Below are 19,778 nucleotides of genomic sequence, written 5' to 3'. Positions count from 1 at the left end.
GTCGTGCTCTAGGAGATGGTGCCGATCCGGCAGGTGCGGACCTTCGCGGCGTCGGCCGGGGTGCCCATCTTCACGGTGACGGTCCGGGTCTCGCGCGCCTTGAGCGTGACGCTGACGGAGCCGTAGTCGTCGCCGCTCACGCCCTCCGCCCGGCTGACCACCGGGACGGTGACCGTACGGGTCACGTCGACGTCGGAGGTCACCTGGACGGTGGCGGTGGCCGAGGCCGGGCCCGCGCAGCTGACGACGACGGCGTGGGCGGGCGGCCCGGACTTGGTGGGGCTGGGCGTGGGCGACGACGTACGGCTCGAACCGGAGCTGCCGCTGGTCGTGCCACTGCTGGTGCCGCCGCTGGTACTGGTCCGGTGGGAGGACTTCGAGCTGGAACACCCGTGCCCGCCACTGCTCTTGTGCTTCCCGCTCGACGAGAACCCCGTCAGCGCGAACACCACGGCCACCACGACGGCCCCGAACCTCACACGACGTGCCAGCATGGCGCGTTTCCCTCCCCAGGACGACGGCGCGTCACGCTACCAGGCCTTTACGCGGCCTTGACGCCGTACCGGGCCAGGAACAGCTCCACTCCGTCCGTCACCAGCGCCAGCAACTCGGCGTCCGTGGGCGCGTACCCCGGGTCGAAGGTCTTGGCGAGCTGCGGGACCGAGACGGTGACCGCGACGAGCTGGGCGACCGCCCGCTCGGCGTCCGGGACGACGAGCCGCCCCCGCGCGGCGAGGTCCCGTACGGCGTCCACGAGCGGGGCGTTCATGGCGGCGTGACTGCGCCGGTACCAGAGGCGGCCGAGCTGCGGGAAGCGCTCGACCTCCCCGATGACCAGGCGGCGCAGCGACATCAGCTCGTCGGAGAGCTGGAGCCGCGCCCAGTCGGCCTGCACCCGCACGAGCGCGGCCCGCAGGTCGGCGGCCCCGGTGACCGCCGCGCCGCAGGGCTGGAGGTCTGCGTAGGCGTGGTTGAGGACGCCGCCGATGACGGCGAGGAAGAGGCGTTCCTTGCTGCCGAAGTGCTTGTAGACGGTCGGCTTGGAGACGGCGGCGCGGGAGGCGATGGCATCGACCGAGGCCGCGCTGTACCCGCCGGCCAGGAACTCGGCGATGGCCGCGTCGGTGATGGCGCGGCGCTTGGCCTGGGAGGAGCTGACGGCTTCCGGGATGACGGGGATCCCGTACGCGTCATAGCCACTGCCGTCGTTGCCACGGTCGTCGTTCATGCCTTGAACCCTACCCCCAATTAAACCAAACGGTGTAGTTGCCAGACTGAACTGAACGGTTTAGTGTCACCACCATGACCACCACAAAGCACAGCAACGAGTTCAAGATCCTTGCCATCTCCGGCAGCCTGCGCGCCGATTCGCACAACACGGCGCTGCTGCGCGCCGCCCGCAAGCACCAGCCCGGCGGCCTCTCCATCGAGATCTACGACGGCCTGCGCGAGATCCCGCCCTACGACATGGACCTCGACACCCCGGCCGACCGCCCGGCCGTCGTCGCCGATCTGCGCCGGCGCGTCACGGAGGCGGACGGCCTGCTGATCGCGACTCCTGAGTTCAACTACTCCATCCCCGGCACCCTGAAGAACGCGCTCGACTGGATCAGCACCGACTGGACGCGCGAGGAGGGCCTGCCGCTGCTCCGCAAGCCCGTCGCGATCATGGGCGCCGCGCCGACGAACTTCGGCACGGTGCGGGCGCAGCTCGCCCTGCGCCAGTCGTTCGTGTGGACGGACAGCGACGTGGTCGTGAAGCCCGAGGTCCACCTCTTCCGCTCGCACGAACGCTTCGACGACCAGGGCGACCTGACCGACGAGACCAGCATCTCCCTGCTGCGCGACCTGCTGACGGCCCTCAAGCACAAGATCACGGCCGCCCGGTGAGCCGGGCCGCCCCGGGCGCCCGGGTCGGGCTAGCCCCGCATGCGGGTGGCGCGCGCCCGGCGTAGCGTCGGGGATCAAGACCCACCCACTCCCCGGAGGGCCGGGCATTGATCCGCAACGCAATCGGTTCCCTGATGGGTCTCATCGGAGCGGCGGCCGCCGTCTGGAGCCCCTTCCGCGCCTGGTACGACGGCCGGCACGGCCGGGACTACCGCCTCACCGACCTCTTCTCCGGCTCCGGCATCGACCCCACCGGCAAGTCCGGCGTCATGGCCTCGATCCTGCTGGCCTTCCTCTTCGCCGCCCTGCTCACCCTGGCCGCCGTCTTCCTGCGCTCGCGCGTCCTCATGGCCGTCGCCGGGATCGTGGTCATCGGCATCACTGTGCTGTGGATGGTCCGCCAGGGCCAGGCCGTGGGCAGCCTCTCCGTCGGCGGCGACGGCACGGGCCTCGGCGAGGGCGTGGCGAACGCCTTCGGCGGCGGCGCCCTGCTGATCCTGGCCGCGGCCGTCATGCGCGGCCGAGGCCGCCGCAGAACCCGCACCCCGGCCCCGTACGAACCCCTCGACCTCCCCCCGGTCACCCCCACGAACGCCGCCTGGCCCCCACCCGCAGACCACACCTGATCCGGCCAACTCCCCTGCCCCCTGACACGCCTGTCAGACCCTCATGGCAGCCTTGAACCCGCGACCTCAAGGCCCACCAGCGAAGGGACCGGCCGTGGTGAGACTGAGGGATCCCGAAGACGTGGACACCTGGTTCCTCCAGCACGGCTGGTTCCCTGACCGGGACATCGGGACCCAAGCCGGGGATCTGGTCGGGAACGCAATCAGCGAATACCTCGAAGAGGGAGTCGTCCTACAACCCCTCGCACCGGCCACCAGGTTCCTCCGGGAGCACGGGGCACTTCGCCTCTCCCTCAGTCCGGGGAGAGGCGACTCGGTTGTTTTCGAGCCCGCAAAGATGTGGCACGGAGAGCCCGCGGAGGTCGCGGAACTCGCCGAATCCCTTGGCGTCAGGCTGTTCCCCATCGGCTATGACACGTCCGAAGGATCCTGCATCCTGATGGACGAACAGGGACGGTTCTTCTACATCCACGAGACCGGAAACCATTACATGGGCGCCGGAAAGCACGAGGCTTTCATCAGCCTCGCGAACGCCCCCATGCGGGACGCGGAGGACCACCTGCCCAGCGCAATCCCCGGCGTGGCCGCCTCCCCGCTCGCGCGGGGGTCGCGGGATGAGGTGGAGGCCTGGCTGACGGAAGTCGGCTGGTACCCGGGACGGGACATCGGCGACCAGGTGCCCGAGTTGCTGCGCGTCGTCACCGACAAGTACGCGGCCGAGGGGTTCCCCATCGATCCGATCCAGGCGGCGGTGGAGTTCCTCCGGGAGTACGGGCTGCTCCAGCTGACCATCCCCGGTGAGCCGACGGCGATCCTGGTCTTCACCCCGCATTGGATTTACGAAGAGAGCGGCGAGGACGTGGCCGAATTCGCCGCCAGGTTGGGCGTGAAGGTGTTTCCCGTCGGATACGAGACATTCGACGGCTCGATGCTCCTCATCGACGAGAGAGAACGCTTCTTCCTGCTGCATCACACAGGAAGCTATTTCGCCGGCACCACCAGGTACGAGGCGGTCCGCTGCTTGCTGCGCGGACCGCTGGAGGACGCGGAGGGTCACCTTGCCTGACGGGCTCCCCGGCGTGGGCGCGGAGGCCCTGGCCAGCCGGGAAGCACCCGGCATGAGGGCGCCCGCACCGGCGGAAGAGGTGGGGGCCTGGCTTTGGGGCCATGGCTGGAGGCCGGACCGGTACGACGGCGCCGGCGCCGAGCGGCTCATCGGCGCCCGGGTCAGGGATTGCGCCCGGCAGGGGTTCCCGCTGGCGCCCTGGGACGGGGTACGGGAGTTCGTCAGCCGGTATTGCGGACTGGAGTTCGCCGCGCCCCTGGCACCGGAGCGCGTGTTCGTCGCGGACCCGACGCTGGGTTACGACGGGGACGCCGAGGACATCGCCGAGCTGTCGGGTGAGCTGGGGCGGAAGCTCTTCCCCGTCGGGTACGAATTCGGCGAGGCCGGGATCGTCCTCATGGACGACCTGGGGCGGTTCTTCTACCTCCACCACACCGGGCCGTATTTCCTCGGCCGGGACGAGGCCCAAGCGCTCTCCAGCCTGATGCGCGGCGATCAGGCGGAGCTGGGGCCGGGTATGGCGGCGGCCCCGCCCCCCTGAGGGGGCGGGGCCGGCGTGCCTGGGGCGGGGCCCCGGGGGACTACTTCTCGACGACGCCGGACGCGGCGATCTCGATCTTGGCGCGGGTGGCGCCGGACTGGGAGCCCAGGGACTCGATCTTCTGGACCAGCTCGGAGCCCTCGACGACCTCGCCGAAGACGACGTGCTTGCCGTCGAGCCACGGGGTGAGGACCGTGGTGATGAAGAACTGCGAGCCGTTGGTGTTGCGGCCGGCGTTCGCCATCGACAGCAGGAACGGGCGGTCGTGCTTCAGCTTGAAGTTCTCGTCCTCGAACTTCTCGCCGTAGATGCTCTTGCCGCCGGTGCCGTCACCGCGGGTGAAGTCACCGCCCTGCAGCATGAACTGGGGGATGACGCGGTGGAAGCCGGAGCCCGCGTAGCCGAAGCCGTGCACGCCCGTGGCCAGCTCGCGGAAGTTCGTGGCGGTCTTCGGGACGACCTCGTCGAAGAGGTTGAAGACGATGCGGCCGGCGGCCTCGCCGTTGATGTTGATGTCGAAGAAAACGTTGCTCATGGGGTCCATCCTGTCACTCCCGGTGCGCCGCGCGACCCGGCGGGGCCGCAGTCCGTCACCCGCGCAGGTCAGGCGCGTAGGGCGCGTCAGGCGCCCGTGCGCGTGCCCGTCCCCTTCGCCGCGTCCAGCGCGTACACGCAGCGGTCCTTGCTGCACGCGTACACCACGCCCGCCTCCGCCACCGGCGAGCCGGTGATCTCGCCGCCCGTGGCCAGCTTCCAGCGGAGCTGGCCGCCCGCCGCGTCCAGCGTGTACAGGCAGTGGTCCGCCGACCCGAAGTGCACCCGGCCGTCGGCGACCGCCGGGGATCCGGTGATCTCGCCGCCCGCCGCGAAGCGCCACTTCGGGGTGCCGGTGACCGCGTCCAGGGTGTAGAGCGCGCTGCCCGCGCCCAGGTGGACGTTGCCGTGGGCGACGATCACCGGGTCCGGGGACTGGCGGGGCTCGGTGGAGATCCGCCAGCGGTCCGCGCCGGTGGTGGCGTCGAGCGCGTACACGGTGCCCAGGTAGTCCACCAGGTACACGCCGCCGCCCGTCACCGCGGGGCCCGGCGCGAAGGCGGGCGGGGCCATGAAGACCGCGGGGGCCTCGAAGTGCCAGCGGACCCGGCCCGAGGCCCGGTCCACGGACAGCACCCGGGACCCGGCCGCGACGTACACGTTGCCGTCGGCGGCCGGAGTGACCCGGACGGGCACGTTCCCGCAGGACGCCGCGTCGCCCACCGGGTACGACCAGGCCTCACGGCCGGTACGGGCGTCCAGCGCGCGCAGCCGCGCGTCCTGCCAGACGTACACCGTGCCGTCGTGCAGCACCGGAGCGGCTTCCGGGGTCTCGAAGTCGGTCTGGGCGCCCGTCAGCTCCCACAGCTTCTGGCCGTTGGCGGCCTCCCAGGCCTGTACGCCGCCCCCGCGCGTGGCGGTGATGACGGTGCCCCGGTCGGCGCGCAGCGCGTACACCCAGGAATCGGTGGACAGCCGCCAGCGTTCGGAGCCCTCGGTGGCGTCCAGCGCGTAGAGCGAGGGGCCGTCGGAGGCGTGGATGCGGCCGTCCGAGACGGCCATGGACCAGGCGACGTCCCGGGTCTTGAACTGGCGGCGGCCGCTCGCCACGTCCAGGGCGTGCACCTCGAAGGAGGTGACGTACAGCAGCTCGCCCGCGACGGCCGGGGTGCCCCAGACCTCGTTGGACATGCGGAAGCGCCACGGCCGCCAGCGGCCGCCGTCCGGCGCGGGGCCCGGACGCGGCACCCCGGCGGTGTCGGGGAGCCCGCCCGGCGGGACGGACCCCCGCGACGGCGGCACGGACGAGGACATGGGCGAGGGCGAGGAGCCGCCGGGCGGGCGGACCCAGCCCGTCGCCGAATCCGCGGCGGAGGCGCCCGCCGGGGCGGGCGGGGCGGCCAGGGCGGATACGGACACCCGCGGCCCGGGGCCGATCGGCACCGGTGAGCCGCCGAGCCGCACCGGTTCGCCCGGCAGCGGAGCCATCGGCGGGTGCTCCGGGCGCGGCGGCGGGGCCTGCCCGGTGCGCGGGTCGGCCCAGGGGTCGGAGCCGCGCGGCGGGGTGGGCCTGCGCTGGTGCGTACCGGCGCCGCGGCCCGCGGAATCGCGCCCGCCGGCGCCGACACCCGCGCCGACACCCGCCCCGGGCCCCTGACCGGCTCCCGCACCGCCGCGCGCTCCCGCACCGGATCCGGGCGTACGGTGCCCCACCGCGCGCCGGGTCTCGATCATCGCCACGGCCCGCGGGGGCAGCCAGGCCGAGGCCGTCCCGCTGTCGTCGCCGACCTCGCCCACCGCGAAGAGGTGCGGGGCGAGCTGCGCCTGGAGGTCGGCCGGGGTCGGCCGGTTCAGCGCGTCCATCTGCATGCACGAGTCGATCAGGGGGCGCAGCTCGTCCGGCAGCCCCTCCAGGTTCGGGCCCTCGCGCAGCAGCATGAAGACCGTCTCGACCGGATTGGCCCCGTGGTACGGCGGGTGTCCGGTGGCGGCGAAGACCAGGGTGGACCCGAGCGAGAAGACGTCGCTGGCGCCCTTGACGCTCCGCGAGTCCTTGGCCTGCTCGGGCGACATGTAGGCGGGGGTGCCGACGGCGACGTTCGTCATGGTCAGGCGGGTGTTGGAGACCCCGCTGGCGATGCCGAAGTCGATCACGCGCGGCCCGTCCTCGACCACCAGCACGTTGGACGGCTTCAGGTCGCGGTGGACCAGCCCCGCCCCGTGGATGGACTGGAGCGCCTCGGCGATCCCGGCGGCGAGCCACCGTACGGCCTGGGCGGGCATCGGCCCGCACTCGTTGACGATCTCCTCCAGGGAGGGCGCCGGGACGTAGGCGGTGGCCAGCCACGGCACGGCGGCGCGCGGGTCCGCGTCGACCACGGCGGCCGTGTAGAAGCCGGACACGGCGCGCGCGGCCTCGACCTCCCGGGTGAACCGCACCCGGAAGAGCTGGTCCTCGGCGAGCTCGGTGCGCACCGTCTTGATCGCGACCCTGCGTCCGGACGCCGACCGTGCGAGATAGACCAGCCCCATGCCGCCGGCGCCGAGCCGTCCCAGCACCTCGAAGGGGCCGATCCGTCTCGGGTCGTGCTGCGTCAGCTGCTCCACCACTCGCCTCACACCTCCCCGTACGGACCTCCGACGGCCCGTTCCCGCCGGCGTCCCCGCCGGCCCCGTGCAGCGTCTCACTCCCGGGCACCGCCCGGGGGTCGCGCATCCCGATTCTGTCAGGCCCGCGCCGGGTCCGGGCCATGGCTCCGCCGGGGCTCCGCCGGCGGCTGCGTCACACTTCACGTCACCCGGCGCCCGCGGCCCCTCCGTTCACGCCCGGGTCGTGCCCGGTGATGCCCGGGTCAGGCCCAGGTCATGTCCGGGTCATGTCCGGGCCGTGGACTCCGAGAGGAGGGCGAAGACGGCGCCCTGGTTGTCGGTGACGACCGCGATCCGGCCGTAGGGGGTGTCGAAGGGATCGGCCGTGACCCGGCCACCCAGACGGCGTACGGTCAGGGCCGCCTCGTCGCAGTCCGGGACGGCGAAGTACACCAGGAAGTGCGCGGGCATGGCCTCCGGGAAGGCGTCGGTGATCAGGCTGCGCCCGATGACGGCGGTGGACGGGCCGGGGACGCTGCCGGGCGGGGACCAGGTGCGGTAGTCGGTGCCCGCGTCCTCCTGGTCCTGGGGGACGTACCCGAAGACATTGGCGTAGAAGACGTCCACGGCGTCCCGGGCCCGCGTGTACAGCTCGCTCCAGCAGTACGAGTACGGCTCCTGCTGGACCTCGAAGCCGTCGTGGGTGCCGGGCTGCCAGAGCCCGAAGACCGCGCCGCCGGGGTCGGCGGCCATCGCAGCCGTGCCGTACGGGCCCACGGCCACCGGGTCGGTCACCAGCTGGCCGCCCGCCGCGCGGATCCGGGCGGCGGCGGCGTAGGCGTCGGCGGTGTGCAGGTAGACGCCCCAGACGGTGGGCATCCGGCCGTCGGGCTTGGGCGCGAGGGCGGCGACGTTGCGGCCCTGGTGGTAGGCCTGCGTGTAGTGCCCGTAGGCGGCTCCCGCGCTGTCCCCGAAGGTCCACCCGAAGAGTTCCCCGTAGAAGCGCTTGCCCGCCTCGACGTCCGGAAGGGAGGCGTCCACCCAGCAGGGCGTGCCCTCCGAGAATGTGGCCATGGGCCCTCTTCCTTCCGTTTTCATGCGGTGCCATACGGTGTGGCGTGGTGTGGCGCGGTGTCGCACTACATGGGCCAGTCTGCCCCCCGCCCCATGATCCCCCCGCCAACTTGTCCACAGCCTGTTGATAAGACTATTCGGGGGACGGCTCGGGGGCGGGCGCGGGAGCAGGAGCGGGGCGCTGCGGAGGGCGTGGTCGCGGTCGCCGCGCGGGCGCGGCCGGATTCCGCCCCCTGGGTGGAGTACGCGCAGGCCAGGTACCCCGTGACCCCATTTGCAGGCGGCCGAATCGCGCGCCGATCACCCCTCGGTAAGCTGACGGCATGACAGGACAAGTACGCACCGTCGACGGCCGCGTGGCCGGTCGGCGCGGCCAGGCGACGCGGCAGAAGCTGCTCGACTGCCTCAGCGAGATGCTCAGCTCCTCGCCGTACCGCGACGTCAAGGTGATCGACGTCGCCCGCAAGGCCGGTACCTCCCCCGCGACCTTCTACCAGTACTTCCCGGACGTCGAAGGTGCCGTCCTGGAGATCGCCGAGGAAATGGCCAACGAGGGCGCGCAGTTGACCGCGCTCGTCGAGGGCCGGGCCTGGGTCGGCAAGGCCGGCTGGGCCGCCGCGGAGGAACTCGTCGAGGGCTTCCTGGACTTCTGGCGGCGCAACGACGCGATCCTGCGGGTCGTCGACCTCGGCGCGGCCGAGGGCGACAAGCGCTTCTACAAGATCCGCATGAAGATCCTGAACTCGGTCACCAACTCCCTCACCGAATCGGTGAAGGAGCTCCAGGCGAAGGGCAAGGTCGACAAGGACGTCAGCCCTGCCGCGATGGCCGGCTCCCTGGTCGCGATGCTCGCCGCGGTGGCCTCGCACCAGAAGGGGTTCCAGACCTGGGGCGTGAAGCAGGCCGAGCTGAAGCCGAACCTGGCCCTGCTCGTCCACCTCGGCATCACCGGCAAGAAGCCCACCCGGTAACGGCGGACCCCCAGGGGTCCGCCGCCCCGGCGGTCACTCCGCCGACGTCAACGACCGTTTCACCCGTACCTCTTCACCCGCACCGCTTCACCCGTACCGCTTCACCCGCACCGCCAACTCCGCCGCTTCCGGCCCGATCAGCGCCGCTCCAGCCGGAACAGCCGGATCTCGCGCTCGATGCGCGCCTGGTACGCCGCGTACGGCGGCCAGAACTTCAGCGCCGCCTGCCACGCCGCCACGCGCTCCTCACCCTGGAGCAACCGGGCCCGTACGGCGATGTCCTGGCCCTTCCAGCTGACGTCGGCGTCCGGGTGCTTGATCAGGTTCCCCGTCCAGGCCGGATGGCCGGGGCGGCCGAAGTTCGACCCGATCAGGATCCAGCTCGCCCCGTCCTGCTCCGGCATGCACGCGAGCGGCGTGGTGCGCGGCTCACCGGTCTTGGCGCCCTTCGCGGTGAGGATCACGCCGGGCAGCATCTGCGCGCTGAGGATCACCCTGCCGCGCGTCAGTTTGTGCACCGCCTTGTCCATGGCCGGGATGAAGTGCGGTGCGATCTTGGCGAACAGGAGGGTCGAGGAGACCTTCTGCATCAGCTTGACGCCGGGCTTGATGCCGGGCTTGACGCCGGGAGCTGGAGCCATCAGACGGCCACCCTTTCGTTGTCCTGCGCCTGGTTCTCCGCGGGATCCTGGGCCTGGCCCTGCGGGGCGAAGAGGCCCGCCCGGTCGGCGGCGTGCGCGCGCAGCCGGTGGACCGGCCCGAAGAGCAGTTCGTCGGCCGCCGCGCGCTTGAAGTACAGGTGTGCGTCGTGCTCCCAGGTGAAGCCGATCCCGCCGTGCAACTGGATGGCCTCCCCCGCGGTCACGCGCAGCGCCTCCAGGGCCTGGGCGAGCGCGAGCCCGCCCTGTTCCGGGTCCCAGGCGGCGTAGTAGGCGGCCGACCTGGCCGCCTGCACCCGGACGTACAGGTCGGCCAGCCGGTGCTTGACCGCCTGGAACGATCCGACGGCCCGGCCGAACTGCTCGCGCTGGCGCACGTAGTCCACGGTGCGCGCGAGCGCCTGCCCGGCCGCGCCGACCGCCTCGGCGGCGAGTACGGCGGCCGCGCCGCGCCCGGTGGCGGCCAGCGCGTGCGCGATGTCCGCCCCCTGTTCATGACGCTCGCCCAGCAGTTCGGCGGGGGTGTCCCTCAGCTGGACGCGCGCCTGGGGCCGGGTCTCGTCGAGGGCCGCCTGCCGGGACCGTACGAGCCCGGGCGCGTCCGACCGTACGAGGAACAGCAGGACGCGGCTGCGCGCGAAGCCCCCGGTGTGGGCGGCGACCAGCAGCACGCCCGCGGCGTGCCCGTCGAGGACCTGGGCGGCCTCCCCGTACAGGCGCCAGCCTTCCTCCCCCTCGGGGCGGCGGGCCTGCACTCCCCCGGCCCGGCCGCCGCCCGCCCACTCGCCGGCGGTGTTGTCGCCGGTGAGCGCGAGGGCGGTGGACAGCGCGGCGCCGGGGACCGCGAGGGCGGCGGTGAGCGTGCCCGCGGCGAAGCCCGGCAGCAGGGCGGCGCGCTGGGCCGGGCTGCCCAGCGCGGTGACCAGCGGCGCGGCGAGCACGGCGGTGGCCAGCAGCGGTGAGGGCAGCAGGGCCCGCCCGGTCTCCTCGCAGGCCAGGGCCAGGTCGGCGGGGGCGCAGCCGACGCCCCCGTACTCCTCGGCGATGGCGATGCCCGGCAGCCCGAGCCGCTGGGCGAGCCGCTGCCACAGCTCCGGGTCGTATCCGGTGTCGGTGCGGACGGCGGCCTTGACCTCGTCCGGACCGCAGCGTTTGCCCAGGATTTCGCGCAGGGTGCGGCGTATCTCTTCCTGCTCCGCGGTGAAGGCGGCGTCCATCGTCGGGCTCCTCCCCAGATCTGACGGACCGTCATATTAGGCCGGGGGAGGACAGATGCCCAGAGGGGCGACGGACGCATCACCCACTAGAAACTGACGTCCCGTCAGTTATACCGTCACCCCATGCCTGGACCCACACCGACATCACCCACGACGCGCCCCCGCCCCCGCCGCCGGGTCGCGGTCGCCGGCGTCGCCCTCTCCGACTGCGGACGGGTGGACGGCCCCACCCCGTACGCCCTGCACGCCCAGGCCGCGCGCCGCGCGCTCGCCGACTCCGGACTGGACCGCTCGGTGATCGACGGCTTCGCCTCGGCCGGCCTCGGCACCCTGGCACCGGTCGAGGTCGCCGAGTACCTGGGACTGCGCCCCACCTGGGTGGACTCCACCTCGGTCGGCGGCTCGACCTGGGAGGTCATGGCGGCCCACGCCGCCGACGCCATCGCCGCGGGCCACGCCAAGGCCGTGCTCCTGGTCTACGGATCCACCGCCCGCGCCGACATCAAGGCGCGGCGGCGCACCTCCAACCTCTCCTTCGGCGCGCGCGGACCGCTGCAGTTCGAGGTGCCGTACGGGCACACGCTGGTCGCCAAGTACGCGATGGCGGCGCGGCGCCACATGCACGAGTACGGGACCACGCTGGAGCAGCTGGCCTCGGTCGCCGTCCAGGCCCGCGCCAACGCCGCGACCAACCCCGACGCGATGTTCCGCGACCCCATCACCATCGAGGAGGTGCTCTCCGGTGACATGATCGCGGACCCCTTCACGAAACTGCACTGCTGCATCCGCTCGGACGGCGGCTGCGCGGTGCTTCTGGTCGCGGAGGACCTCGTACCCGACACGGCGAAGGCGCCGGTGTGGGTCCTCGGCACCGGGACCGCCGTCTCGCACACCACGATGTCCGAATGGGACGACTTCACCGTCTCCCCGGCGGCCGTCTCGGGGCGGCTGGCCTTCGAGCGGGCGGGGGTGACCCCGGCGGACGTCGACGTCGCCGAACTCTACGACGCCTTCACCTACATGACCCTGGTCACCCTGGAGGACCTGGGCTTCTGCGCGAAGGGCGAGGGCGGTGCCTTCGTGGAGAAGGGCCGCCTGCTGCGGGACGGCGAACTCCCGGTCAACACCGACGGCGGTGGCCTGTCCGCCTGCCACCCCGGCATGCGGGGCCTCTTCCTCCTCGTCGAAGCGGTCCGCCAATTGCGCGGCGAAGCGGGCGCGGGCCAGGTCCGCCGCCCCGGCGCCCGCCTCCCGGAAATCGCCCTCGCGTCGGGCACAGGCGGCTGGTTCTGCTCCTCGGGCACGGTAATCCTGGGCCGCTGACCCCAACCCCCGGGCGTGCGGAGGCTGCCCCCGGCGGCGGGCGGGGCTTGGCCCTGGCGGGCCGGAGCTTGGCCCTGGCAGGCCGGGGCTTGCCCCTGGCGGGCCCAGTTGGCCTCCGGCGGGCGGGGACTTGGCCTCCGGCGGGCCCTCAATCGCCGGGCAGGCTGAAAATGGCCAGGCCCTGGCAGGCCGGAGCTTGGCCCTGGCAGGCCCACTTGGCCTCCGGCGGGCGGCCCGCTTGGCCTCCGGCGGGCCCTCAAACGCCGGGCAGGCTGAAATGGCCACGCCCTAGGCACCCCGACACCCCCAGCCCCGCCGGGCCGAAAGGCCCGTGCCCCGACCGGGCACGCCGGGCAGGCTGAAGTGGCCACGCCCTAGGCACCCCGACACCCCAGCCCACCCCCAGCCCCGCCGGGCTGAAGCGGCCACACCCCCCAGCCCCGCCGGCGTTTGAGGCGCCCCCGGAGGGAACCGCCACCAGGCGGAACGCACACCCTCCAACCGGGCATCGACCCCCAGCAGGCCCGTCGACCCCTGCGGGCAGTCGCGCCTCCGGCGGGCCCTCAAACGCCGGGCAGGCTGAAGCGGCCACGCCCTGGGCACCCCTCCGAGCCCCGCCGGGCCGAAAGGCCCGCACCCCGGCCGGGCACACCGGCAGGCTGAAGTGGCCGCGCCCCCCGCGGGCAGGCCAGGCGGCCCGGCCGGCCAGGCCAAGGGGGCTCCGCCCGGGCCCCGGACCCGGTGGTTCCATGTCCGCATGACGACCGACGCCGAGTTCAGCGAGACCCTCCGCTCCCTGCGCGTGTGGGACACGGAGCCGCTCCCCGCCTTCGACCCGGGCACCGCCCCCGCCACCCCGCTCCCCCTCTTCCGCACCTGGTTCACGGACGCCGCCAAGGCCGGGCAGCCGGAGCCGCACACCATGACGCTGGCCACCGTCGACGCCGAAGGCCGTCCCGACGCGCGCACCGTCATGCTGCACGGCGCCGACGCCGACGGCTGGCACTTCGCCTCCCACTCCACCAGCGCCAAGGGCCGTCAGCTCGCCGCCCACCCCGAGGCCGCGCTCGGCTTCTACTGGCCCGCCGTCGCCCGTCAGGTCCGCATCCGGGGCCGGGTCACCGCGGCGGGCGCCGCCAAGAGCCGCGCGGACCTCTCCGTACGCTCGCGCGGCGCGCTCGCCGCGGCGCTCACCGGCCACCAGAGCGAGGTGCTCGGCTCGCTGGACGAGCTGGCGCGCGCCTCGGCCGAGGCGTGGGAGCGGGCCGCGGCCGAGCCGGACGCCCCGGCGCCGACCTGGACGGCGTACGTGCTCGACGCCGACGAGGTCGAGTTCTTCCAGGGCGACGCCCAGCGCCGCCACGTCCGGCTGCGCTACCGCCGTACGCCCGACGGCACCTGGACCCGCGAACTGCTCTGGCCCCGAGCCCTCACTCAGGTGGACAGGTGGACAGGTGTCCATTTATTCTGGACACCTGTCCATCATCGCCATGACCGGAAGGACGGCCACCGTGCACACCACCGCACAGGTACTCGTCGGGCTCGTCGCACTGCTGCACACCTACATCCTGGTGCTGGAGATGTTCCTGTGGGAGCGGGCCCCGGGCCGCGGACTGTCCGGCTTCGACGCCGCCATGGCCAAGGCCACCGCCCCCCTGGCCGCCAATCAGGGCCTCTACAACGGCTTCCTCGCCGCCGGTCTGGTCTGGGGCCTGATCGCCGCCGACCCCACCGGCCACCGCGTGCAGGTGTTCTTCCTCGCCTGCGTGGTCATCGCCGGGCTGTACGGCGGCCTCACCGCCAACCGCCGGATCCTCTTCGCCCAGGCACTCCCGGGCGCGCTCGCGCTCGCCGCCGTACTCCTCGCCGGGCAGGGCGCCTGATGAGCCCGCGGCCCGCCGGGGACCCGCGCACCGCCCGGACCCGGGAGCGGCTGCACGAGGCGCTGCTCGCGGAGTGCGCGCAGCGGCCGCTGCGGGAGATCTCCGTGGCGATGCTGGTCCGGCGGGCCGGGGTCGCCCGGGCCACGTTCTACCTGCACTACACCGACGTACAGGACCTGGCCGTGGACGCGTGCGCCGAGACGGTACGGGAGGCGGTCGAGGCCCTGCACTCCTGGCGCGGGATCCCCGACCCGGCGGCCCCGCCGCCCGCCCTGACCGCCTTCTTCGAGGGCGTCGCCGAGGACGCGCGCGCCGACCTGTACCGCACCCTGCTGCACCCCGGCGGCGGCGGCCCGCTGGGCGACACCCTGCACCGGGAGCTGCGCGAACGCAGCCTGGCCGAGCGCACCGCGGCGGGCGGCGCCGCCCCGGAGCTGATCGCCTCCGCGGTCGCGGCCACCTTCACCGGGGTCCTGGCGGACTGGGTCCACGGCCTCCTGGCCGGCCCGCCGCGGACGGTGGCGACCGACGTGTGGCGCCTGCTGATCGTCCTGCACCGCCACGGCGCACCGCCCCAGACCCTGAACCCCTAAGGAGTGCCCCCGGGCCGGAACACCGCCACCGAGACCGCGGCCGCCCCTTCGCCCTGCGTCCGGAAGGTGACCTCCAGCGGCATCCCGACGCGCAGGCCGTCCGCGGCGCAGCCGACGACCTCGGTCATCATCCGGGGCCCTTCCGCGAGGTCGACGACGGCGGCGACGTACGGAACCCGGGCGCCGAAGGGCGGCAGGTCGTTCCGGTACACCACCGACCAGGTGTAGAGGGTCGCCCGGCCGCTCGCGGGCTCCCAGGTCACCCGGTCCTCGCCCGCCCAGCAGTGCGGGCAGAACTCGCGCGGGTAGTGGTGCACCCGGCCGCAGTCGGCGCAGCGGCGCAGCAGCAGCCGACCGTCGGCCGCCGCGTCCCAGTAGGGCCGGGTGAACTCGTCGGGCTCCGGCAGATCGAACCGCACCGCACTCACCGCACTCACCGCACTCGCCTTACCTGTCCCACTCACCCCACTCACCCCGCTCACAGGAACAGTCCCATCGCCGCGTCGACGGACCAGACCTGCCAGCTCATCGTCACCAGCGCCACGAACGAGATGAGCGCCATCATGGCGTTCTGCCCCTGCTCGGCCCAGTCGTGGATCATCAGCACCAGGTACAGCAGGTTCAGCAGCAGCCCGGCGATCAGCGCGACCGGCGTGAGGAATCCCGCGACCAGGCCCAGCCCCAGGGCGAGTTCGGCGTAGACGACGAGGTACGCCATCACCTTCGGCCGCGGCTTGACCACCGCGTCGAAGCCGCCCCGGACGAATCCCCAGCGGTGCTTGCCCGCGACGTCCGCCGCCCAGGCGATGCCCGTACCGCGCTCGAACCAGCCCTTCTTGTCCTTGTGCCGCCAGCTCTCCAGCCACCACAGGCCGAGGCCGATCCGGAGCACGGCGAGCCATTCGGCCCCACTGAGCCAGACGCTCTGCATGCGGCAGTCCCTCCACCCTCGACCAGCTCTATCTGACGGTACGTCAGTTCACCGGATGCGCCGCCTTCCCGCAAGAGCCCGCACCGATCCACCCCGCGGCACGCCCCCACCCGTCACCCGTCACCCGTCACCCCCCACCCATCACCCGTGACCGATCCGCAACCGATTCCCCGCCCGTCCGAGACCCACCGGCCGCCCCCGGCGATACGCTCACACCTCATGCCTGGAGCGCCCGCACAGCCCGACATGACGACCCAGCCCCGCCCCGTCTACGTGATCGGCGCCGGGCCGGGAGGCCTCGCCGTCGCCGCCGCGCTGCGCGCCAAGGGCGTCCGCGCCGTGGTGATCGAGAAGGCGGACCGGGTCGGCACCTCCTGGCGGGGCCACTACGACCGGCTCCACCTGCACACCACGCGCCGCCTCTCCGGCCTCCCGGGCCTGCGGATACCGCGCCGCTTCGGGCGCTGGGTCTCGCGGGACGACGTCGTGCGCTATCTGGAGAAGTACGCCGAGCACCACGAGCTGGAGATCATCACCGGCGTCGAGGTCACCCGCATCGACCGCGCACCCGAAGACGGGAGCGGCGACGGGGGCGCCACCGGCTGGACCCTGCACGCCACCGGCGGCCGCGAACTGGCCGCCGCCGCCGTGGTCGTGGCCACCGGCTTCAACCACACGCCCGCACTCCCCGACTGGCCGGGCCGGGGCTCGTACACCGGGCGGCTGCTGCACGCGAGCGACTACCGCTCCCCCGCCCCCTTCGCGGACCTCGACGTCCTCGTCGTCGGCGCGGGCAACACGGGCGCCGAGATCGCCGTCGACCTCACCGAAGGCGGCACCGGAGGCAAGGCCAAGGGCCGGGGAAGACGGACCAAGACCCAGCCGGGCGGCGGCCCCGAAGGCCCCGCCAAGAGCGTCCGCCTCGCCGTCCGCACCGCCCCCCACATCGTGCGCCGCTCCACCGCCGGCTGGCCCGCGCAGCGCACCGGCATCCTGGTCCGCCGCCTCCCCGTCCGCCTGGTCGACCGGCTCGGCGCCCTCGTCGCGAAGGCGTCGGTGCCCGACCTGTCGGCGTACGGGCTCCCCCGCCCCGCCACCGGGCTCTACAGCCGGGTCCGCGAGGGGGCGATCCCGGTCCAGGACGTCGGCCTGATCGACGCGGTCCGGGCGCGTACGGTCGTACCGGTCGCGGCGGTCGAGTCCTTCGACGGCGGCGAGGTGGTCCTCGCGGACGGGTCCCGGATCAGCCCGGACGTCGTGATCGCGGCCACCGGCTACCGCCGCGCCCTGGAGGGCCTGGTCGGCCACCTCGGCGTACTGGACGGGCGCGGCCGGCCGCTGGCGCGGGGCGGCCGCAGCCACGTTTCGGCCCCGGGGCTGTATTTCACCGGTTTCACGAACCCGATCAGTGGAATGCTGCGTGAGCTGGCCCTGGACGCCGAGAAGATAGCCAAAGCCCTCCCGCGCCGCCTCTCCTAGCCGCGCGGCCCGGGGACCTTCACCAAACCCACGCACCAGCTTTCCTGCGCAGCCCTGTTCCTGACGGCCCGTCAGTTCAGTAACCTGACCATGCGTCAGTTATTTGACGATCAGCGAGGCAGTCATCGAGCGGGAAGCGGGCGGAACGATGCTTGGATCTACTCACGGCACCCTCACCACTCACTTCCGCGCCCGGGTCGAGGCCTGCGGGGAGACCCCCCGAACCGCGGTCCACTCCACGGCGGCCCCCGCCGCGGAAGGCGCCGACCCGGCCGCCGCCCCCGTCGACGTCAGCGGCCGGCCGCTGCACGCCGACGTCCCGGACCTGGACCGGTTCTTCCGCCCCGAGTCCGTCGCCGTCATCGGCGCCTCCGACGCCGAGGGCCGCCCCAACACCGGCATCACCCGCCAGCTCATCGCCTGGGCGGACCGCGTCGGCGCCCGCCTCCACCCCGTACACCCCACCCGCACCAGCGTCTTCGGCCTGGCCTGCCACGCCTCCGTCGCCGAGCTGCCCGAACAGGTGGACCTGGCCGTCCTGCTGGTCGCCGACCCGCTCCCGGTCATCGAGGAACTCGCCGAATCCAAGGTCAAGTTCGCGGTCGCCTTCGCCTCCGGCTTCGCCGAGACCGGCGACGCGGGCGCGGCCGCCCAGGCCCGGCTCGGCGCCGCCGTGCGGCGCTCCGGACTGCGCCTGCTCGGCCCGAACACCAACCTCAACGCCTTCGAGGCCTTCCGCGAGGACCTCGACGGCCCGGCGATCGCGCTGATCACCCAGTCCGGCCACCAGGGGCGGCCCGTCTACACCCTCCAGGAGCTGGGCATCCGCCTCTCCCACTGGGCCCCGACGGGCAACGAGGCCGACCTGGAGACCTCCGACTTCATCTCCTACTTCGCCGAGCGGCCCGAGGTCGGGGCGATCGCCTGCTACGTCGAGGGGCTCAAGGACGGCCGCTCCTTCCTGCTCGCCGCCGACCGGGCCGCCCGCAACGGCGTACCCGTCGTCGCCGTCAAGGTCGGGCGCACCGAGACCGGCGCCCGCATGGCCGCCTCGCACACCGGCAAGCTCACCGGCGCGGACCGGGTCGTGGACGCGGCCATGCGCCAGTTCGGCGTGATCCGGGTCGACGGCCTCGACGAACTCCAAGACACCGCCGCCCTGTTGGCCCGCGCCCGCAAGCCGCTCGCCGACGGGGTCGTCGTCTACTCCATCTCCGGCGGTACGGGCGCCCACTTCTCCGACCTGGCCACCGAGGCGGGCCTCAGCCTGCCCACCCTCACCCGGGCGAAGCAGGACGAACTCCACCAGTGGATCCCCGCGTACCTGAACGTCGCCAACCCCGTCGACAACGGCGGCCACCCCGTCGGCGACTGGCGCGGCCGGAAGATCATCGACGCGATCCTCGCCGACCCCGCCGTCGGCGTCCTCATCTGCCCCATCACCGGCCCCTTCCCGCCGATGAGCGACAAGCTCGCCCAGGACTTGGCCGACGCCGCCGAGGAGAGCGACAAGCTCATCTGCGTCATCTGGGGCTCCCCCGTCGGCACCGAGGAGGCCTACCGCACCACCCTCCTCGGCTCCTCCCGCGTCGCGACCTTCCGCACCTTCGGCAACTGCATCACCGCCGTACGGGCCTACCTCGGCCACCACCGCTTCACCGCCTCCTACCGTTCCCCCTTCGACGACGCCCCCCGGACGCCGTCCCCCTCGTACCGCAAGGCCCAGGCCCTCATGCGGCCCGGCCAGCAGCTCAGCGAGCACGCCGCGAAGCAGCTGCTGCGCGCCTACGGCATCCGGGTCCCGCGCGAACAGCTGGTCACCAGCGCCGCGGCCGCCGTCCGCGCGGCCGGGCTGGTCGGCTACCCCGTGGTGATGAAGGCCTCCGGCCCGCAACTCGCCCACAAGACCGAACTCGGCCTGGTGAAGGTCGGGTTGACCTCGGCCAGCCAGATACGCGACGCCTACCGCGAGCTGACCGACATCGCCCGCTTCGAGAACATCCCGCTGGACGGCGTCCTCGTCTGCCAGATGGTGGAGAAGGGCGTCGAGATGGTCGTCGGCGTCACCCAGGACGACCTCTTCGGGCCCACCGTCACCGTCGGACTGGGCGGGGTCCTCGTCGAGATCCTCAACGACACCGCCGTCCGCGTCCCGCCCTTCGGCGAGGACCAGGCCCGCGCCATGCTGGGCGAACTCCGCGGCCACGCCCTGCTGGAGGGCGTACGGGGAGCCCCGCCCGCCGACGTCGAGGCACTCGTGGAGGTCATCCTGCGGGTCCAGCGGATGGCCCTGGAACTCGGCGGCGAACTCGCCGAACTCGACATCAACCCCCTCATGGTCCTCCCCCGCGGCCAGGGCGCGGTGGCCCTGGACGCCCTGGCCATCTGCCGCTGAACCCTCC

At 73.1% G+C, this 19,778-nt stretch carries 19 protein-coding genes and 1 pseudogene; 11 read left to right on the top strand and 9 right to left on the bottom strand.

Features of this window, described 5'->3' with window-relative positions; translation table 11 throughout:
• Positions 1-8: 8 nt before the first annotated feature.
• Both OHS33_RS20680 and OHS33_RS20675 read right to left on the bottom strand, forming a co-directional pair.
• Positions 9-494: a hypothetical protein gene (locus OHS33_RS20680; RefSeq protein WP_330331893.1), complete on the bottom strand. Its 486-nt coding sequence runs from the start codon at positions 492-494 to the stop codon at positions 9-11.
• Between the two features lie 47 nt (positions 495-541).
• Positions 542-1,228 carry a TetR/AcrR family transcriptional regulator gene (locus OHS33_RS20675; RefSeq protein ID WP_330331892.1) on the bottom strand — a complete coding sequence of 229 codons (687 nt, stop codon included), beginning with the start codon at positions 1,226-1,228 and terminating at the stop codon, positions 542-544.
• A gap of 74 nt (positions 1,229-1,302) precedes the next feature.
• Here OHS33_RS20675 and OHS33_RS20670 point away from each other — a divergent pair, with 74 nt between their 5' ends.
• The 4 genes from OHS33_RS20670 to OHS33_RS20655 all read left to right on the top strand — a co-directional run bounded on the left by OHS33_RS20670 (position 1,303) and on the right by OHS33_RS20655 (position 4,123).
• Positions 1,303-1,890 (top strand): NADPH-dependent FMN reductase, encoded by a 588-nt coding sequence (locus tag OHS33_RS20670; protein WP_330331891.1) that lies wholly within the window; start codon positions 1,303-1,305, stop codon positions 1,888-1,890.
• Between the two features lie 107 nt (positions 1,891-1,997).
• Entirely contained in the window at positions 1,998-2,516 is a 519-nt protein-coding gene (locus tag OHS33_RS20665) for a hypothetical protein (RefSeq protein ID WP_330331890.1), read from the top strand.
• 94 nt (positions 2,517-2,610) lie between these two features.
• Entirely contained in the window at positions 2,611-3,582 is a 972-nt protein-coding gene (locus OHS33_RS20660; RefSeq protein WP_330331889.1) for an SUKH-3 domain-containing protein, read from the top strand.
• Positions 3,575-4,123: an SUKH-3 domain-containing protein gene (locus OHS33_RS20655; RefSeq protein WP_330331888.1), complete on the top strand. Its 549-nt coding sequence runs from the start codon at positions 3,575-3,577 to the stop codon at positions 4,121-4,123. The genes OHS33_RS20660 and OHS33_RS20655 overlap by 8 nt, the downstream gene beginning before the upstream one ends.
• A gap of 40 nt (positions 4,124-4,163) precedes the next feature.
• Here OHS33_RS20655 and OHS33_RS20650 read toward each other — a convergent pair whose 3' ends face one another.
• The 3 genes from OHS33_RS20650 to OHS33_RS20640 all read right to left on the bottom strand — a co-directional run bounded on the left by OHS33_RS20650 (position 4,164) and on the right by OHS33_RS20640 (position 8,320).
• Positions 4,164-4,658, bottom strand: a complete 495-nt coding sequence (locus tag OHS33_RS20650; RefSeq protein ID WP_330331887.1) for a peptidylprolyl isomerase — start codon at positions 4,656-4,658, stop codon at positions 4,164-4,166.
• Between the two features lie 86 nt (positions 4,659-4,744).
• Positions 4,745-7,267: a serine/threonine-protein kinase gene (locus OHS33_RS20645; RefSeq protein WP_330331886.1), complete on the bottom strand. Its 2,523-nt coding sequence runs from the start codon at positions 7,265-7,267 to the stop codon at positions 4,745-4,747.
• A 264-nt stretch (positions 7,268-7,531) separates the two neighbouring features.
• Complete coding sequence (locus OHS33_RS20640; RefSeq protein WP_330331885.1) at positions 7,532-8,320, bottom strand: VOC family protein; 789 nt, start codon at positions 8,318-8,320, stop codon at positions 7,532-7,534.
• Between the two features lie 323 nt (positions 8,321-8,643).
• On the opposite strand from OHS33_RS20640, the gene OHS33_RS20635 reads away from it, so the two are divergent.
• Entirely contained in the window at positions 8,644-9,291 is a 648-nt protein-coding gene (locus OHS33_RS20635) for a TetR family transcriptional regulator (RefSeq protein ID WP_330331884.1), read from the top strand.
• A 137-nt stretch (positions 9,292-9,428) separates the two neighbouring features.
• Here OHS33_RS20635 and OHS33_RS20630 read toward each other — a convergent pair whose 3' ends face one another.
• Together OHS33_RS20630 and OHS33_RS20625 are read right to left on the bottom strand one after the other, a co-directional pair.
• The gene (locus OHS33_RS20630; protein WP_330331883.1) at positions 9,429-9,932 is read right to left on the bottom strand and encodes a nitroreductase family deazaflavin-dependent oxidoreductase; all 504 of its coding nucleotides are present in this window, start codon (positions 9,930-9,932) and stop codon (positions 9,429-9,431) included.
• Positions 9,932-11,167 carry an acyl-CoA dehydrogenase family protein gene (locus OHS33_RS20625; protein ID WP_330331882.1) on the bottom strand — a complete coding sequence of 412 codons (1,236 nt, stop codon included), beginning with the start codon at positions 11,165-11,167 and terminating at the stop codon, positions 9,932-9,934. Before OHS33_RS20625 ends, OHS33_RS20630 begins: the two co-directional genes overlap by 1 nt.
• A gap of 123 nt (positions 11,168-11,290) precedes the next feature.
• On the opposite strand from OHS33_RS20625, the gene OHS33_RS20620 reads away from it, so the two are divergent.
• The 4 genes and pseudogenes from OHS33_RS20620 to OHS33_RS20605 all read left to right on the top strand — a co-directional run bounded on the left by OHS33_RS20620 (position 11,291) and on the right by OHS33_RS20605 (position 14,966).
• Entirely contained in the window at positions 11,291-12,490 is a 1,200-nt protein-coding gene (locus tag OHS33_RS20620) for an acetyl-CoA acetyltransferase (protein ID WP_330331881.1), read from the top strand.
• A gap of 757 nt (positions 12,491-13,247) precedes the next feature.
• Positions 13,248-13,913, top strand: a pseudogene (locus tag OHS33_RS20615) (pyridoxine/pyridoxamine 5'-phosphate oxidase); the annotation flags it as partial.
• 88 nt (positions 13,914-14,001) lie between these two features.
• A complete protein-coding gene (locus tag OHS33_RS20610; RefSeq protein ID WP_330335128.1) occupies positions 14,002-14,373 on the top strand; it encodes a DUF1304 domain-containing protein in 372 nt (123 codons plus the stop codon).
• Positions 14,373-14,966, top strand: a complete 594-nt coding sequence (locus tag OHS33_RS20605) for a TetR/AcrR family transcriptional regulator (RefSeq protein ID WP_330335352.1) — start codon at positions 14,373-14,375, stop codon at positions 14,964-14,966. Before OHS33_RS20610 ends, OHS33_RS20605 begins: the two co-directional genes overlap by 1 nt.
• Here the strand turns inward: OHS33_RS20605 and OHS33_RS20600 are convergent.
• Together OHS33_RS20600 and OHS33_RS20595 are read right to left on the bottom strand one after the other, a co-directional pair.
• Positions 14,963-15,394 (bottom strand): Zn-ribbon domain-containing OB-fold protein, encoded by a 432-nt coding sequence (locus OHS33_RS20600; protein ID WP_330335127.1) that lies wholly within the window; start codon positions 15,392-15,394, stop codon positions 14,963-14,965. The genes OHS33_RS20605 and OHS33_RS20600 overlap by 4 nt on opposite strands.
• A gap of 50 nt (positions 15,395-15,444) precedes the next feature.
• A complete protein-coding gene (locus OHS33_RS20595) occupies positions 15,445-15,897 on the bottom strand; it encodes a DoxX family protein (protein ID WP_330331880.1) in 453 nt (150 codons plus the stop codon).
• Between the two features lie 219 nt (positions 15,898-16,116).
• Here OHS33_RS20595 and OHS33_RS20590 point away from each other — a divergent pair, with 219 nt between their 5' ends.
• Positions 16,117-17,376 (top strand): flavin-containing monooxygenase, encoded by a 1,260-nt coding sequence (locus OHS33_RS20590; protein WP_330331879.1) that lies wholly within the window; start codon positions 16,117-16,119, stop codon positions 17,374-17,376.
• Between the two features lie 148 nt (positions 17,377-17,524).
• A complete protein-coding gene (locus tag OHS33_RS20585) occupies positions 17,525-19,771 on the top strand; it encodes an acetate--CoA ligase family protein (RefSeq protein WP_330331878.1) in 2,247 nt (748 codons plus the stop codon).
• The last annotated feature ends 7 nt before the right edge of the window (positions 19,772-19,778 follow it).

The organism is Streptomyces sp. NBC_00536 (genome assembly GCF_036346295.1).
Taxonomy (GTDB): Bacteria; Actinomycetota; Actinomycetes; order Streptomycetales; family Streptomycetaceae; genus Streptomyces.
The sequence above is the reverse complement of the archived record's forward strand: the minus strand, read 5'-3'. Positions and strand labels throughout refer to the sequence as shown.